Genomic DNA, 15,912 nt, shown 5'->3' on the forward strand with positions numbered 1-15,912 from the left:
CGGCGCAAGGCCCCGCCGCCCCTGGCCGGCCAGGGGCGGCGGGGCCTTGCGCCGCGCACGCCGTCCAACGACGACGGGGTGGTGGTACGCCCTGGTTTGCGGCGTCCCACCACCCCTGCTTGCACCCGGCCCTCGACGGGCCGGCGTCAAGCCGCCTCTGCGGCCTTCACCGCCGTCTCGGCCGCCTCGACCAGCGCGCCGAACGTGGTGCGGCCGGTCAGCACGTGCTCGGGAAGCCGGATCCCGAGCGCCTGTTCGATCTCGAACACGAGCTGCACGTGCGTCAGGGATCCCCACGACTCGACGTCTGCCGGCGTCGTATCGGCTCCCCAGATCGGCGGCTCCCCGACGACCCGGGTGAACGCCTCCGTGATCACGGCAATGACCGTATTCACCGTTGTACCGTCCTTTCGTCGGATCCCGCGCCGGCGATGTGCCGGGTCGCGAGCTTGTCCAGGGCGGTGAGCGGCAGGCTGTAGCGCTGCTCGCCGTCCACCACGCCCCGCGGGGCGAAACCGAGTTGCAGGTACAGGTCGGCGACCAGCACGTTGCGGTCGGTGGGCCGGTACCCGCCGACGAGCGTCGTGCAACCGGCCTCCGCGGCCGCCCGGCCCAGTTCCCGCAGCAGCAACCGTTCGGCGGTACGGCCGATCACCCGGCAGCTCAGCAGCAGCGTGTCGACCACCGCCTCGTCACCGCGCAGTTCGACGAAGCCGACGCCGACGATCCCATGGTCTGCGAGCCGGTCCCGCAGCGACAGCCACCGACAGACCCAGCGCGGGTCGGCGGCCAGCGCCGCGACCTCCTGCGCCGACCGCCGCCGGGTGGTGAGGTTGAACTGGTTGGTCTTCTGCAGCAGTTGCGCGACCCTCGGCAGCACCGTCTCGTCGACGGGCCGCACGACGGCCTCCATGACCAGGTCTTCGAGGAAGTCATCGAGCGACCCCGCACGCTCTCGCAGTTCCGCCGCGGCGCGCAGACCGGCGTACGAGGCGGTGCGCTGCCGGTCCGCCACGGTGAGCCGCCCCGGTTCGAGGGTGGGCCGGCCCGCGAGGGCGGCGACGTAGTCGGATGGGTTCACCGGCAGCTCGACCACGTCGACCTGGGGCAACGCCCGCCGGACCTCGAGACGCTCGGCGGGGTTGTCGTCGGCGAACGTCAGGCTCTCCAGGCCCAGCGACATGCGGGCGGCAACCTCGCGCAGCTGTTCGGACTTGGGCCGCCAGTCGGCCACCACGGCCGCCAGGTGCTCGGGGCGCAGGCGCATCCCCGGCACCTCGGCGATGGCCCGGTGCGCGAGGTCCGCGTCGTTCTTGGTCGCCACGGCGAGCGCGACCCCCCGCCGGTGCAGTGCCAGCAGATGCTCCTGGAACGCCGCGAACGCCTCGCCCCGCGGCGAGGCGTTCAGCGCCACGCCGTCAATGCCGTCCTCGCCGACGACGCCGTCCCAGAGCGTGTTGTCCAGGTCGACGACGACGCACCGGCGGCTGAGCCCCTGGTCAGCTGCGAGGGCCGCTGCGGTGACGCGGGCGAGGGCGGGCAGGGCGGCGAGCGACACGGCCTGCCGGGCGGCGTACCAGTAGCGGTCGTCGCGCCAGTCCCGCAGGCCGTGCTCGGCCGCGAGCCGTTCGCTGTCCACGATCACGACGTCGTCACCGGCCCGCAGCCGGGCATTGACCTGTCCGACGACCGCCGACGGGCTCTGCGGAAACCGGAGCGCGGCGGTGCCGTACGGGTCGTCGGCGGGCGGCGTGAACAGCAGCTGACACACCCCGATCCCGGCGGCTCGGGCCGCTTCCCACAGCCGGGTCCAGCGCTGAACGGCGCCGGCGATCACCTCGTCCGGTGCCCGGCGGGCGAGCTCGCCGAGGGCGAGGTCGTCGACGCTGGGCACGAGCAGCACGTAGTCCGGCGGCTCGCGCCGGGTCACGGAGCCGGCGTCGAACAGCTCCTGCTCGACCTGGCCGTACGGGGCCTGCGTCACCTCCAGACCGAGGTCCACGGCCAGCCCGGCGGCCGGCAGCAGCCTGGCCAGCAGGTCACTGGTCGACGTCGCCAGCACTCGCACACGTAGGGTGCGACGGATGAACCGCCGACCGGCCTCGGGGTCGCGGGCGAGTTCGACGGCCGCGCGATGCCAGACGCTCGGGTCGACTGTGGACCGAAGTGCGGCGACCAGCTCGGACACGTCCGGTGACCCGTCATGGCTCATGTCCCGCTCTTTCCGGCTCGAGGTACAGGATGTCGGATTCATGCTCCCGGCCACGTTCCCGGCCGACATCTCCGAAGCTGCGGACCTGCCCATCCATCGTGCACTGCACGCCGGCCCGATCCGGGCAGCAAGCAGGGAGAGGAGTGCGGCGGCCCCGGCGACATAGCCTCCGCCCATGACAGCCGCCAGCCTGTATCTCGATCTACTGAAGAAGGTCCTCACCGGCACCCTCGCCAGCGAGGAGCCCGACATCGACGATCCGCGCTTCCTGCCCGGCTTCATCCAGCACTACATAACCGGCGACGCATACACGATGGTGCCACGCGTACGCCTCGACAATGTCCAGACATGCATCGCCGAGATACTCGAGCAGGGAATCCCGGGCGACTTCATCGAAACCGGCGTCTGGCGCGGCGGTACGACCATCTTCATGCGCGGCATACTCAAGGCCTTCGGCGTCACCGACAGACGAGTGTGGGTCGCCGACTCGTTCCAGGGCCTGCCGGAGCCGGACGCCGGGCGGTTCCCGGCCGAGGCGGTCGCGCACGCCAGCGACACCATGACCCGCACCTACAGGCACTTCGCGGTGTCCCGCGCCGACGTGGAGGCGAACTTCCGCGCCTTCGGCCTGCTCGACGAGCAGGTGCGGTTCCTCGAGGGCTGGTTCGAGGACACACTGCCCGCCGCCCCCATCGAGCGCCTCGCCGTCATCCGCCTCGACGGCGACTACTACCAGTCGACAATGGACGCGCTCACCAGCCTGTACGACAAGCTGTCCCCCGGCGGCTACGTGGTGGTCGACGACTACGGCGAGGACCTGTGGACGTACTGCCGCCAGGCGGTCGACGACTTCCGCCGGGAACGCGGCCTGGCCGGCGAGCTGACCCGCGTCGATTCCAAGTGCTACTACTGGCGGCGCCCGCACTGAGCCGCGGTCGGCAAGCGGGCAATCCAGAGGATGTGACCAGTTCACGGGCGATGGAAGCATCCCCCATGGCACCGATCCCACCCCCGGGCCCGACGGCCGTCAGCTTCCGCATCCATCGACCAGAGGAGATATCCGTGACGATCACCGAGGTGTCGCGGCCCGCCGACCCGGCTCAGGACGTGGCGAAACTGGTGCCATTGCTGAAGTCGCATGCAGCGTGGGCCGACGAGCACCGCCGCCTGCACCCAGCGACCGTCGAGGCGCTCGCCGACGCCGGCGCGTTCCGGCTGCGGCTGCCCGCCCGCTACGGCGGTCTCGAGCCCGACACTCGCACGGTCATCGACACCATCGCCGAGATCGCGAAGGGTGACGGCTCCGCCGCCTGGGTGACCGGCGTCAACGCCATCACCACGTGGATGGCGAGCCTGCTGCCGGACGAGGTCCAGGACGAGATCTTCGCCGAGCCCGGCACCCGTCTCTGCGGCACGCTGAGCCCCACCGGCATGTGCATGCCCGTCGACGGCGGCGTCATGCTCACCGGCAAGTGGGGCTTCATCAGCGGCGCCCACCACAGCCAGTGGCAGATCATCGTCGCCGTGGCGCCGGGGCCCGGCGCCGGCTTCTGGCCGGTCATGACCGCCGTACCGCTGCGCGACCTGCAGATCGTCGACGACTGGCACACCACCGGCCTACGCGGCAGCGGCAGCATCAGCACCGTCGCCAACCAGGTTTTCGTCCCGGCCCAGCGGATCCTGCCGTTGCCGCTGGTCCTGGCCGAGCAGTACGCCTCAGCGACCAACGCGGCCTCGCCGGTCTACCGCACGCCGCTGCTGCCGACCGCGTCGGCGCTGTCGGTCGGCACGGCGATCGGGCTGGCCAGCGCCGCCCGGGACGAGTTCTTCGAGCGGCTGCCCGGCCGGAAGATCACGTACACCTCGTACGAGTACCAGCACGAGGCGCCGGTCACGCACCTCAAGGTCAGCGAGGCGGCGATGCTCATCGACGAGGCCACCGCGCACGCGCACCGGCTCGGCGACACCCTGGACGCCAAGGCCGTCGACGGCAGCCCGTGGACGGCCGGCGACCGGGCACTGGCCCGGGCCCGCATGGGCCGCGCCGTCGAATTGTCGAGGAACGCCGCCGACATCCTGAGCCTGGCCAGCGGCGGGTCGTCGGTCTACACCGATGTGCCCATCCGGCGCATCACCAACGACCTGCACGCCATCAACCTGCACTCACTCATGAACCCGGCCACCAACGCCGAGCTGCACGGCCGCGTCCTCTGCGGCATGCCGCCCAACACGCTCTACATCTGACCGGAGGTGAGCACCATGGCGGACATGGCCGGGCAGGTCGCGCTGGTGACCGGCGGGACCCGCGGCCTGGGCCTGGCGATCAGCAAGCGGTTGATGGCCCGCGGGGTCACGGTCGCGGCAGGCTACTCGACGAACGCCGAGGCGGCCAAGCGGTTCCTCGACGACCATGCCGAGCACGACGTCACGGTGCACCAGGGCGACATCGGCTCGGCCGAGGACTGCGCCCGGCTCGGCGCCGAGGTCCTTGAGCAGCACGGCCGCCTGAACATCCTGGTCAACAACGCCGCCATGACGCTGGACAAGACCATGCGGAACATGACTCCGGCCGAGTGGGACCAGGTCGTCCGGGTCAACCTGTCCGGCGCGTTCTACCTGACCCGCGCCGTGCTGCCGCAGATGCTCGAGCGGCGGTACGGACGGATCGTGAACATCTCCTCGATCATCGGCGAGACGGGCGCGTTCGGCCAGACCAACTACGCCGCCGCCAAGTCCGGGCTGTTCGGGCTGACCATGAGCCTCGCCCTGGAGGTCGCCCGCAAGAACGTCACGGTCAACACGGTGACCCCCGGGCTCATCATGACCGACATGACCGCGGCCGTACCGGCCCTGGCGATGGAGAAGATCCTCGCCCGGATCCCGGTCGGCCGGCCCGCCGAACCCGACGAGGTCGCACGGGTGGTGGAGTTCCTGGCCGACCCCGAGTCGGCCTACATCACCGGCCAGGTCTACGCCGTCAACGGCGGCATGCACATGTAGCGGGCCGGCCGTCAACCCGTCACCGCAGACAGGCGAGGGAACCGCATGAAACCATTCGTGATCAACCGGCACGGCCGACTGGTCATCCCGGCCAACTTCCACGTTGACCTGGACTTCTCTCTCCTGGACACGCTGGAGCGCTACACCGCGGTGATCGGACGGGACCTCGCGGCGAAGGCCCCGACCGGCACCGAACTGCTGGCCCGGATCGCCTCGGACGCCTATCCAGGGCGATTCGAACTGCTGCGCGACCTGGGCCAGCATCTCCTGTGGCTGAACCGCTACTCGATCACCATGTTCGACAAGCGCCCGACCCGATGGCGGGACCTGCCTAAACGGCGCGGCGACGTCTTCCTGCCGCTGGTGGCCCCCTGGCCGGACCGGGACCGCAAAGTCGACGCGGTCGAGCGCGCGTACCACCGGCTGCCGGCCGGCCGGGACGCCGAGGCCGAGGACCGGCTGTTCGCGCTGCTGTTCGACGTGTTCCGCACCAAGCTGCACAACGGCGCCGACCTGCCGGCGATAAAGCCGACGGTCGCCGAGTTCCGCAAGCAGCCGGACGCGCTGACGTTCGTCATCCACGGCTACGATCCGGACTTCCCCGTGTTCCGCGACGAGGACATCCTCGACGCGCACGAGGAGGTGCCGGAGCTGGAATCGCTGATGCGGTGGGCGATGGTGCTGCACAACCAGTACCCGTGGGCCCGCGCCGGCGTCGAGCTGCGCGGCCCGGACGAGATCGGCGACGACGACTTCGTGGTCGCCCTGCACCCCCGGAACCGGGACGTGACGGCGTTCATCGACCGGGTCCGGCGCGGCGGCACCGGCGGTCACGGTGCCCCCGCAGCGGCCGCCCCGGCACGACGCCCCGCCGGGGGGGTCGAGCCGGTCGCGCCCTACCAGCCGGTCCGGGTACGGCGGGACTGCCCCGTCCAGCCGGTCCTGGAATCCCTGGCGGTCGTGCGCGGCGAGCACATCATCGACAACGCCGACATCATCCGCAACGCGAGCCTGTCCTGGTCGCCGATGAGCGCCGACGACATCGCCGCGAAGACCGGGATTCGGCAGCGCCGCTACAGCAGCCGGTCGCCGGAGGAACTGGCGCTGCAGGCGGCGCTGGCCGCGGTGGCGAAGTCCGGCCGCCGGCCCGAGGAGATCGGCGCGGTCCTCGTGAGCACGAGCTCGAGCAGCCGGCTGGTCCCGCCGATGGCGTGCTGGCTCTCCGGCGAGCTCGGCCTGCTGCAGACGCATGCGTCGGTCGACTCGATCGCTGCCTGCGCCGGGCTGCCGTACGGGCTCGCCGGGGCCGTACGGCAGCTGCAGGAGGTCCGGCGGCCGGTCCTGCTGGTGTGCGTGGAGAAGTTCTCCGACAAGATCGGCAGCGTTCGGACCTCACGGATGATCTTCGGCGACGCCGCCGCCGCGATGGTCGTCGCCCCTGCCCCGGCCGGCGCCGTCGGCGACGTCGACGTCGTTCAGACGTACGCCAGCGGCCCGCACAACGAGGTCAACTCGATCGTCTGGCCCAACCCGGAGTTCGACGGCGATCTCACCATGTACGGCCCGGACGTCAAGTCGCTCGTACGCCGCTACCTGGTGCAGATGCTCGCGGAACTGCGCGCGGAGCCCGACCCGGACGCTCCGGGGCGCCCACTTCTGGACGGCGTCGGGCTCGTCGTGCCGCACCAGGCGAACAAGGCGATGTTCCTCGGCCTGGCCGGTGAGGCCGGGCTGGCCACCGACAACCTGTACTTCAACATCGAGAAGATGGGCAACGTGTCCTCGGCGAGCATCCCGATCGCGATCCACGACGCGATCCGCGAAGGCGTCATCACCCGCCCGACCCGGATCTTCGCCCCGGCGTTCGGGGCCGGTGCGGTCGGTGGCTACGTGGTCCTGCGCGTCGACCCGGCAATCGTCGCCGACGAGGTCGTGCTGGACGTCCGGCCACGCTGACGGCGCGCCCGCGCCACCGGACAACGCGCAACGGCGCACCCCCGGGGTGCGCCGTTGCGTCGTGTCGTGACCTCCGTGCGGCTCAGCCGGCCCGCCAGGACGGGCCGCGCCCGCCCAGTCGGATGACCCGATCCAGGAGCGGGACGCGGCTGGCACCCGCCACCACCGGCCCGAAGATCACCGAACGGGCGGCGGCCTGGTCCGGCTCGGCCATCGCGGTCAGATACTGCAGGATGGCGCCGAGCTCGTCCTCCGCAGGCGCATACGGCCGTTCGCACGACAGGGCGATGTCTCAGCTGTGCACCGTCAGCTCGGTCAGGCCGATCAGCCCGGCCAACTCGCCGGGCGCGATGCCGATGCCGCCGACGAGGTCGACCCGGGAGGAACTCAGCCGACCGGACGCCAGTCCGGGATCTCGACGCACTCCACGAGCGCGGCCGACCAGAAGAAGCCGGACCCGATGCCGACCAGCATGACCCGGTCACCGACCGAGAGCTGCCGCTGCTCGATCATCCACGCCAGGCCGTTGAACGGGTCGGCGGCGCCCACGTGGCCGGTGGTGCGGCCCAGGTCCCACGCCGTCTGGGCGACGTCGATGCCGAGCGACTTCACCAGGTCGACGAGCATGCTGAGACCGAAGTTGGGGAACACGAACCGGCTCACGTCGTCCATCGTCAACCCGGCCTCGTCCAGCAGCTCGTGCACCACCTCGACGTGGCCCCGGCCAAGCCGGGACGCCACCTCGCGCACGTCCCCCTTCTGCCGCAGGTACGACGCCTTCCGCGCGTGCATGTCGACCGCGCCCAGCGCCGCGGTGCTGAACAGCGTGAACTCGCTGTTGCCCCGGTACATCGGCTCCAGCGTGGTGTCTGCCACGGAGCTGGCCGAGACCAGCCGGGCGAACCCGTGGCCCCGCGCCAGGACCAGTGCGGCCGCGCCGTCGCCGAAGATGAAGCGCGGACCCTCGCTGCGCCAGCGGTCCAGGCCGGGCAGCGCGAACCGGTCGGCGGTCGTCACCATCGCGGCGCGACGGGACGGATCCGCGGTCAGATGGTTCGCCGCCAGTTGCAGGGCGGACACCGCCCCGGCGCTCTGCTGGTTGAGGTCGAGCGCCTGGGCCTTACGGTTCTCCTGCCCCAGCAGCTCCCGGTGCAGGTACGAGGAAGCCGTCCACAGGTCGAGGCCCTGGAACCAGGTGTACGCGTGCAGCAGCTGCGTCACGTCACCCGGGTCGACGCCCGAACGGTCCAGCGCGAGCCGCCCGGCCCGGACCGCCATCGCGGCCACGGTCTCGTCGTCGCCGGCCACGGTCGCGGACTCCCAGGCATACTCGTCCTGGACGCCCGGCGCGTAGCGGTGGTGCCCGATGGGCTCCCGTTCCGGCAACCAGCTGGCCACGCCAGCCACATAGATGTCGTTGTATCGCACTGAGTCTCCCGGTGATCTGCGCTGCTGCATCCGACAATGACACTCAGGCGGCCGGGGACCAGTCCGGAACCTCCACGCACTCCACGAGCGCGCTCGCCCAGTTGAACCCCGAACCGATGCCGACGAGCACGACACGGTCGCCGACCGCGAGCTCGCCCTGCTCGATGAGCCACATCAGGCCGTTGATCGGGTCTGCGGCCCCGACGTGACCGGTGGTACGGCCGAACTCCCACGCGGTCTGCGACACGTCGATGCCCAGCGGCTGCACCAGGTCGACGAGCATGCTCAGCCCGACGTTGGGGAAGACGAACCGGCGCACGTCGCCGAGCGTCAGCCCGGCCTCCTCGAGCAGGCCGTGCACCGCGTCCGCGTGCCCACGGTTCAGCCGGAAGATCACCTCGTCGAGCTCCATCACGTCACGGAACGCCTCCGAGCGCGCGTGCGCGTCGAACGGGCCGAGCGGCGCGAGACTGAAGAGCGTGAACTCGCTGTCGGACCGGTACATCGGCTCCAAGGCAGTGTCCGCGACCGATCTGACCGCGACGAGCCGGGCGAAGCCACGGGACCGGGACAGCACCACGGCCGCCGCGCCGTCGCCGAGGATGAACTCCGGACCCTCGGCGTGCCAGCGGTCCAGGCCCGGCAGCGCGAACCGGTCCGCCGTGGTGACCATCGCCGCGCTGCGGGACGGGTCGGCGATCAGGTGGTCCGCGGCGACCTGCAGCGCCGACACCCCGCCCGGGCACTGCTGGTTGAGGTCGAGCGCCTGCGCGATGCGGTTCTCCCCCAGCAGCGCATGGTGAACGTAGGAGGCGGCCGTCCACAGGTCCAAGCCCTGGAACCACGTGTGCGCGTGGATCAGCAGGGACACGTCGGCCGGGTCGACGCCTGAACGGTTCAGCGCGAGCTGCCCGGCCCGGACCGCCATCCCGACCACGGTCTCGTCGTCGCCGGCCACGGTCGCGGACTCCCAGGCGTATTCGTCCTGCTGTCCGGGCTCGTACCGGCCCTGCCCGATCGGCTCCCGCGCCGGGAGCCAGCTGGCCACTCCGGCCAGGTAGATGTCGTTGACCAGCACTGCATATCTCCCCGGTCGTCGCCGCCACTTGCTCAGCACACTGACATCTGGCGCGCTACCCCGGCATCTCACCGATTGCTTGCCGTCGATGGCGACCAGCGTCACCCGGCGGCCGGAGTGCGCACGCAGCAAGCAGCTCCGGCCCCGCGCGGTGGCTACGGTGGGCGGGCGGCTCGCGGGCCGCGAGCCGAGCACCGGATGAGGAGTGGGCCATGGACGAGCCGGAGCGCTGGTTGCGGCGGTGGTGGGAGCGGACGGACGACGCGCAGGTCACGTTGGTGTGCTTGCCGCACGCCGGTGGCTCGGCCTCGTCGTTCGTGCGGCTGGCGCGAGGGCTGCCGACGGCGATCGACACCGTCGCCGTGCAGTACCCGGGACGGCAGGACCGGCACGCGGAGCCGGCGGTGCCGTCCGTCGCCGCCCTGGCCGACCGGGTCGCCGAGGTGCTGGTGGAGCGGCCGTCACCGCTGCCCACGGTGCTGCTCGGGCACAGCATGGGTGCCGTCGTCGCCTACGAGGCGGCGCTGCGGCTGGCCGAGCGCGGCGCCGAACCGGCCGGGCTGATCGCCTCGGCCGCCCGCGCGCCGGTCCTCATGCGGCGCAACCGGACCGATCCCGCCGACGACCACGAGCTGCTGGAGGAGATGCGACAGCTCAGCGGCACGGAGGCCATGGTCTTCGAGGACGAGAAGCTGCTGCAGTTGGTACTGCCGCCGCTGCGCAACGACATGACCGCCATCGAGACCTACGTGGCGTCGACCGCCACCGTGAATTGCCCGATCGGCGTCTTCGTCGGTGACCGCGACCCGGTGGTGACGGTGGCGGAGGCCAGGCGCTGGTCGGAGGTGACCACCGGCGGTTCGCGGCTGCAGGTGTTCCCCGGCGGCCACTTCTACCTCACGGAGCCGGGCTCGACCGCCATCGGTGCGATCGCGCGGCGCGCCCTGTCGTTCGTCGCCGCGTCCAGCCCGCGATGAGGCGCCGCAACGGCCCGCCGTGACGTGGGTCTGTCCGTCACGGCGGGCCGTTGCGATGTCAAGCGTCGGTGCGTCAGCCGGCCTGCTCGTCGGCCCGGCCGGCCGGTGCGTACACCAGCTCCAGCACGCCGGAGGGGAACGCCGAGCTCTGCAGCAGCCGCAGGTTCAGCGGACGGCCCCGGTCGGTGAACAGCGCCGCACCGGTGCCGGCGGCCGCGGGGAGTACCCACAGCCGGTACTCGTCGACCAGGTCCAGCTCGATCAGTGACCGCACGAACGTGGTGCCGCCGTGGGCGAGGATCTCACCGCCGGGCTCGGCCTTGAGCTTCGCGATCTCCTCCGCCGTATCACCGCCGGCGATGCGCGTCACCGGCCAGTCGTCGGCGGCGGTCAGGGTGCGGGAGAACACGACCTTCGGGATGTCGTTCATCGGGTCGGCCGACGGGTGCTCGGCGCCGGGCCAGAACTGGGCCATGCCCTCGTAGGTGTTCCGGCCCATGATGTGGGTGCCGGCCTGTCGCAGGCGGTTGACGAAGTGTTCCTCCTGTTCGGGGTCGTCAATGCTCATCATGACGTCACGGAGTCCGTTCTCTGCGTCACAGCTGTAGCCGTCGAGCGACACGTAGAACTGCAGGACCACTCGCCGCATCCGGTGCCCTCCATCCCTTGCCGCCTACGCCGGGTCGGTCCCCGGCGCGGTCTGGCGCCATTGTGGGAACTCGCGCAGTTTCCCCAGGAGTTTCTACCAAGGACGGCGATGGTAATCCAGTTTCCGGCCGGTGTTGCCGGCCGGGCCGGCGCTGCGCATCCACAGCGGCGGCATAAATTCTTCGAGAACATCTCGGGCTACCCGTTGCTTTGTGGCGCACCGCTCGTTGACCCATGGCCGCCGTCCAGCCCGCGCCCGACGGACGGGCAGCGACGTTTGACAAGAACAATTCGCCAGTTCAGGGTGATCCCTTGTAAAGACCGAGACCTCCTGTGTCCGGAGCGCCTCGACCAGGCAGAGACGCTGCTCGCACCGCAGCGCAACGAGATCATGCGGCAGGTAGGGCAATGAGCACGTTGAGAAAGCGCATCCGCATCACCGCGCCGCCCCGAGCGGTACACCAGGCGCTGACCGACCGCGCCGCGCTGCGGGTCTGGCTCGCCGAGCACGCCGAGGTGGAGCTGCCCCACCGCTACGAGTTCTGGGGTCGCTTCACCCCGTCCGGCGAGGCGCCGCGCCAGCGGCTGCGCCACGTCGACGACAGCTCGCTGCGCTTCGACTGGGACCTCGACGGCGTGACCACCACCGTCGACATCGGGCTGGCGGCCGAGACCGGGCCGGCGCCGGAGGGGGCGGCGACCCTGCTGACGCTCACCCAGACCGGCATCCCCGGCTGGCCCGAGGTGCTGACGGAGCCGGGCGACCGCAGTCTGATGCACACCTACTGGGCCCTCGCCCTGGCCAACCTGGTCGACTACGCCGAAGGGCGGGACCCCGTCGTGCGCTGCGACTTCACCAGCGCCGAACTGCGGGGCGAGGTGCTGATCGACGCCGACCGGCTCGCGGTCTACGAGTCGCTGACCGAGCCGGAGCAGTTCTCCCGGTGGGCCGGCGTGAAGGTCGACGTGGAGCTGCACGAGGGCGGCCGCTGGGCGATGGGCGGCTTCGACGCGAACCCCGACCCGGCACGCGTCACCGCGCTCCGGCCGGGCCGTTCCATGTCGGTCGACTGGCACGACATGGTCCAATCCTGGGAGCTGTCCGACTCGGGCGGACGCACCCGGCTGACGTTCGTCCAGAGCGGGTTCGACCAGTCCGCGCCGCCGTTCGACGGCTGGCTCGGCTGGCTCGGCGGCCTGGTGGAGCTGCGCCGCTTCCACGAGCTCAAGCGGTGGCGCCCCATGTGGGTGGAGCAGCACCTCGAGGGCATCCCGGACGGGCTGTTCACGAACACCTGATGGTCACCCGGCCCGCGCCGCAGGGCGCCGCATCCGATCCGGCGCCCTGCGGCGATCCGTGGGTGCGGATCGCTAGCGCGCTCCGGCCCGCACGGCGGTCACGGTCCGGTCCAGCAACTCCGTCCCGACGTCGATGACGGGCAGGTCGCAGCCAGCGACGACGAGCTGCTTGATGGCGGTGAAGTGCGTGCAGGCGAGCACGACGGCCTCCAGGCCCAGCCGCTCGGCCTGCCGCAGCGTGACCGGCAGGTGTGAGGCCGCGAACGCCGCCTCCGGGTCACCGCTCTCGATACCCCGGACCAGCGCCGGGTCCGACACCCCGAGCATTCGGTGACCCGGGTTGACGCGCCGCGCGGTGCGCTCGACCCCCAGCAGCGCGTGGGCGTTGCCGGTCAGCACCAGCGACGAGCCCAGCCGGGGCAACAGCTCCCGGTACACGGTCAGCGGCGAGACCACCGGGATCGCGGTGTCGTCGTGGCCCACGACCGAGGACAGCGAGTTGCAGAAGACCATCGCGAGCCCGACCCGCTGTCCACGCAGCAGGTCGAGCAGGTCGTGGAACGACGCCTCGAGCCCGCGCGGATCGCGGTCCTGCAGGCCGTCCTGCTCGTCGGGCGACCTGGCCGTGGCGTACGGCAGCGCCGCCACGCCCGCGGCCCGCAACAGGTCGGCGCCGAGCCCGGAATCGTAGGGCGTGCCGGCGATGACGGCTACCTCGCAGCGTTCGTCAGCCATTGCAGTCACATCCTTTGCTTGTCGGCGGACCGTCCGGGCCACGGCAGCCTCGCCAGCCGGTCGGCGGCGTCGGCCAGCACCGCGTCCGGCAGTGCGAAGCTCGCCCGGACGTACGGACGGTCGGGCGGGTTCAGGTAGAAGGTCTCGCCCGGTACCGTGGCGATGCCGCCGCCCCGCAGGAGGAGTTCGGCCGCTTCCACGCCGCTCGCCGCGCCCAACCGTGAGCAGTCGACCAGCAGGAACCAGGAGCCCTCAGGTTCGTTGGGGGCCAGGCCCGCGGCCCGGAAGCCGTCAATCAGCAGGCGCCGCTTGGCGGCGTACCGGCCGCGCAGCTCGCTGTAGTACTCCTCGCCCACCGTCAACGCCTTCGCGCCGATCTCCTGCAGCGGGGTGGGTGCGCATCCGACGAGCGCGTCGGCGGCGACCTTGACCGGGCCGATCAGCGGTTCCGGGCCACAGACGTACCCCAGCCGCCACCCCGGCAGGCTGAAGGTCGGCGACAGCGCCGATATCGTCAGGGTCCGGTTGCCGAGCCCACCCACGGCCGCCGGGGCGACGTGCGCAGCGGCGCCGAAGGCGATGTCGGAGAACACCTCGTCGCTGATGACCACGAGGTCGTGCTCGTCGGCGACGGCGGACACGATCCGCAGTTCGGCCTCGGTGTACCGCCGGCCGCTCGGGTTGCCCGGCGTGCACAGGATCATCGCCCGCGTCCGGCCCGTGACGGCCGCGCGCAGCGACTTCTCGGTGATCTCGAAGCGCGGCCCGGTGAGCCGGACCGGCTCGGGGCGCAGATTGAGCGTCTCGAGCGCGGTGCGGTACCGGTCGTCGAACGGTTCGAGCAGCAGGACTCCTTCTCCTGCGTTCAGCATGGCCATGAGCGCCGCGATCAGCGCACCGGTCGCACCGACCGTGGTGACGACCCCGGTCGCCGGGTCGACGCTGAGGTTGCTGTGCCGCCGCAGCTTGTCGGCGACGGCCGCGCGGAAGACCGGCAGGCCCTCGGCGGGGCTGTAGGAGTGGCCGAGCTCGCCGAAGCGGCGCGCGCCCTCGGCCAGCACCGCCGCCGGCGGGGGCAGCTGGCCGCGCCCCTGCCGGAGATCGACGACACCGACGCCGGTCCCGGCGGTCGGGCCTGGTGTACTCGTGGCCTTGGCCATGGTCAGTCTCCGATCCGGGCAGCCCCGCGCGCCGGTCGATGCGGTCACAACCGGCGCCGGCCGCGCCGAGCTCCACGATCGTCATTGCCGCCGATCGATGTCATCTCCGACGATGCTACGCGGTCACCGGAACGCACGTTTCAAGACGCCACCGTTCTGGCCGGCGCGCATGCTGAGCCGATGAGCAATCCGGGCGTCGCGGCCACACTCTGCGCATACGCGATGTGTGCGCATGCAGGAAGGCGAATCCGCCCATCCGGCGAGTGAGAATTCGATATCGGGACCGAGCGCGCGCGCCGAAATTCTTGATTTCGGCCGGTGGCGGCACGCCAAGCACGATCTGAACCGAAAGGTGCGGCGAGGCTTCACATGACACGAGAATCGCGGCCGAAGACACGCGGCGCCGCCGCCGTCATCTGCGGAATAGGATATTGGCTACCGCCACTCGTCGTGACCAATGCGGAGCTGTGCGCCCGGCTCGACACCTCCGAGGAGTGGATCACGAGCCGTACGGGCATCTCGACGCGGCGGAGGGTGACGCCGGACATCACCACGGCGGACCTGGCGACGGCCGCGACGGAGCGAGCACTCAAGTCGGCCGGCGGCGGCGACGTCCAGGCCCTGGTCCTCGCCACGACGACGCCCGATCGACGGTGCCCGGCGACGGCACCCGAGGTCGCGGCCCGGCTCGATCTCGGCAGCATCGCGGCCTTCGACGTCTCGGCGGTCTGCTCAGGCTTCCTCTACGCGCTGGCCACCGGGGCGGGTCTGCTCGCCGCCGGCCTCGCGGAGCGGGTCGTGGTGGTCGCCGCCGAGTCCTTCTCCGTCCTGCTCGACCCGGACGACCGCACGACCATGCCCATCTTCGGCGACGGAGGCGGCGCGGTCGTGCTGCGGCAGGGCTCGCCCGACGAGCCCGGCGCGGTCGGCGACATCGTGCTCGGCAGCGACGGCGCGCGCAGCGACATGATCCGGGTTGGCGCCGCTGGCCGGCGCGGCGCACTCGAGCACCGGCCGGGTTCGGGCGTGACGCAGTACTTCCAGATGGCCGGGCGAGAGGTCTTCCGGCACGCGGTGGAGCGGATGAGCGCGGCGGCGACCGCCGCGATGGCATCCGCCGGGTGGAGCATCGAGGACGTCGACCGCTTCTACGCCCACCAGGCCAACGCCCGCATCACCTCGGCTGTCGGCCACGAACTGGGCATCCCCGCCGACCGGCTGGCCGGGAACATCCGGGACGTCGGCAACACCGCCGCCGCGTCGCTGCCGATTCTCCTCGCGCAGACGGCCGCCAGCGGATTCCTGATGCCCCACCACCGGGTCCTGATGTCCGCGTTCGGCGGAGGACTGACCTGGGGGGCGACCACCGTGATCTGGCCGGAGATCGAAATCGTCACCGAATAGGCGGCGAAACGGCGC

General features: G+C 71.4%; 17 protein-coding genes. 8 read left to right on the forward strand and 9 right to left on the reverse strand.

From position 1 onward, the window contains the following. Positions 1-146: 146 nt before the first annotated feature. A complete protein-coding gene (locus tag ACFT41_RS27125) occupies positions 147-377 on the reverse strand; it encodes an acyl carrier protein (protein ID WP_377589811.1) in 231 nt (76 codons plus the stop codon). A 14-nt stretch (positions 378-391) separates the two neighbouring features. Beyond that, the gene (locus ACFT41_RS27130) at positions 392-2,212 is read right to left on the reverse strand and encodes an HAD-IIIC family phosphatase (protein WP_377589812.1); all 1,821 of its coding nucleotides are present in this window, start codon (positions 2,210-2,212) and stop codon (positions 392-394) included. A 175-nt stretch (positions 2,213-2,387) separates the two neighbouring features. On the opposite strand from ACFT41_RS27130, the gene ACFT41_RS27135 reads away from it, so the two are divergent. The 4 genes from ACFT41_RS27135 to ACFT41_RS27150 all read left to right on the forward strand — a co-directional run bounded on the left by ACFT41_RS27135 (position 2,388) and on the right by ACFT41_RS27150 (position 7,168). Further along, positions 2,388-3,140 carry a TylF/MycF/NovP-related O-methyltransferase gene (locus tag ACFT41_RS27135; RefSeq protein ID WP_377589813.1) on the forward strand — a complete coding sequence of 251 codons (753 nt, stop codon included), beginning with the start codon at positions 2,388-2,390 and terminating at the stop codon, positions 3,138-3,140. A 149-nt stretch (positions 3,141-3,289) separates the two neighbouring features. Then, positions 3,290-4,456, forward strand: a complete 1,167-nt coding sequence (locus tag ACFT41_RS27140) for an acyl-CoA dehydrogenase family protein (RefSeq protein ID WP_377589821.1) — start codon at positions 3,290-3,292, stop codon at positions 4,454-4,456. Positions 4,457-4,471: 15 nt separating this feature from the next. After that, on the forward strand, positions 4,472-5,212 hold the full coding sequence (gene fabG, locus ACFT41_RS27145) for a 3-oxoacyl-ACP reductase FabG (protein ID WP_377589814.1): 741 nt from the start codon (positions 4,472-4,474) through the stop codon (positions 5,210-5,212). Between the two features lie 45 nt (positions 5,213-5,257). Beyond that, entirely contained in the window at positions 5,258-7,168 is a 1,911-nt protein-coding gene (locus tag ACFT41_RS27150; protein WP_377589815.1) for a 3-oxoacyl-[acyl-carrier-protein] synthase III C-terminal domain-containing protein, read from the forward strand. 82 nt (positions 7,169-7,250) lie between these two features. On the opposite strand, the gene ACFT41_RS27155 is transcribed toward ACFT41_RS27150, so the two are convergent. The 4 genes from ACFT41_RS27155 to ACFT41_RS27170 all read right to left on the reverse strand — a co-directional run bounded on the left by ACFT41_RS27155 (position 7,251) and on the right by ACFT41_RS27170 (position 9,674). Further along, on the reverse strand, positions 7,251-7,382 hold the full coding sequence (locus ACFT41_RS27155) for a hypothetical protein (protein WP_377589816.1): 132 nt from the start codon (positions 7,380-7,382) through the stop codon (positions 7,251-7,253). Between the two features lie 78 nt (positions 7,383-7,460). Next, positions 7,461-7,592, reverse strand: coding sequence for a hypothetical protein (locus ACFT41_RS27160; protein WP_377589817.1), 132 nt, complete (start codon positions 7,590-7,592; stop codon positions 7,461-7,463). Then, positions 7,556-8,596 (reverse strand): ketoacyl-ACP synthase III family protein, encoded by a 1,041-nt coding sequence (locus ACFT41_RS27165; RefSeq protein ID WP_377589818.1) that lies wholly within the window; start codon positions 8,594-8,596, stop codon positions 7,556-7,558. Before ACFT41_RS27165 ends, ACFT41_RS27160 begins: the two co-directional genes overlap by 37 nt. 43 nt (positions 8,597-8,639) lie before the next feature. Continuing rightward, on the reverse strand, positions 8,640-9,674 hold the full coding sequence (locus ACFT41_RS27170; protein ID WP_377589819.1) for a ketoacyl-ACP synthase III family protein: 1,035 nt from the start codon (positions 9,672-9,674) through the stop codon (positions 8,640-8,642). 212 nt (positions 9,675-9,886) lie between these two features. On the opposite strand from ACFT41_RS27170, the gene ACFT41_RS27175 reads away from it, so the two are divergent. Continuing rightward, on the forward strand, positions 9,887-10,651 hold the full coding sequence (locus ACFT41_RS27175; RefSeq protein ID WP_377589820.1) for a thioesterase II family protein: 765 nt from the start codon (positions 9,887-9,889) through the stop codon (positions 10,649-10,651). 73 nt (positions 10,652-10,724) lie between these two features. On the opposite strand, the gene ACFT41_RS27180 is transcribed toward ACFT41_RS27175, so the two are convergent. Further along, positions 10,725-11,300, reverse strand: coding sequence for a dihydrofolate reductase family protein (locus tag ACFT41_RS27180; protein ID WP_377589090.1), 576 nt, complete (start codon positions 11,298-11,300; stop codon positions 10,725-10,727). A 108-nt stretch (positions 11,301-11,408) separates the two neighbouring features. Here ACFT41_RS27180 and ACFT41_RS27185 point away from each other — a divergent pair, with 108 nt between their 5' ends. Then, on the forward strand, positions 11,409-11,711 hold the full coding sequence (locus ACFT41_RS27185; protein ID WP_377589089.1) for a hypothetical protein: 303 nt from the start codon (positions 11,409-11,411) through the stop codon (positions 11,709-11,711). After that, complete coding sequence (locus ACFT41_RS27190; protein WP_377589088.1) at positions 11,708-12,598, forward strand: SRPBCC domain-containing protein; 891 nt, start codon at positions 11,708-11,710, stop codon at positions 12,596-12,598. The genes ACFT41_RS27185 and ACFT41_RS27190 overlap by 4 nt, the downstream gene beginning before the upstream one ends. Positions 12,599-12,670: 72 nt before the next feature. Here ACFT41_RS27190 and ACFT41_RS27195 read toward each other — a convergent pair whose 3' ends face one another. Both ACFT41_RS27195 and ACFT41_RS27200 read right to left on the reverse strand, forming a co-directional pair. Next, positions 12,671-13,333: a glutamate racemase gene (locus ACFT41_RS27195; RefSeq protein WP_377589087.1), complete on the reverse strand. Its 663-nt coding sequence runs from the start codon at positions 13,331-13,333 to the stop codon at positions 12,671-12,673. Positions 13,334-13,338: 5 nt separating this feature from the next. Next, on the reverse strand, positions 13,339-14,493 hold the full coding sequence (locus ACFT41_RS27200) for a pyridoxal phosphate-dependent aminotransferase (RefSeq protein ID WP_377589086.1): 1,155 nt from the start codon (positions 14,491-14,493) through the stop codon (positions 13,339-13,341). Between the two features lie 369 nt (positions 14,494-14,862). On the opposite strand from ACFT41_RS27200, the gene ACFT41_RS27205 reads away from it, so the two are divergent. Beyond that, positions 14,863-15,897, forward strand: coding sequence for a beta-ketoacyl-ACP synthase 3 (locus ACFT41_RS27205; protein ID WP_377589085.1), 1,035 nt, complete (start codon positions 14,863-14,865; stop codon positions 15,895-15,897). The last annotated feature ends 15 nt before the right edge of the window (positions 15,898-15,912 follow it).

This window comes from Micromonospora sp. NPDC057141 (assembly GCF_042670805.1).
Lineage (GTDB): Bacteria > Actinomycetota > Actinomycetes > Mycobacteriales > Micromonosporaceae > Micromonospora.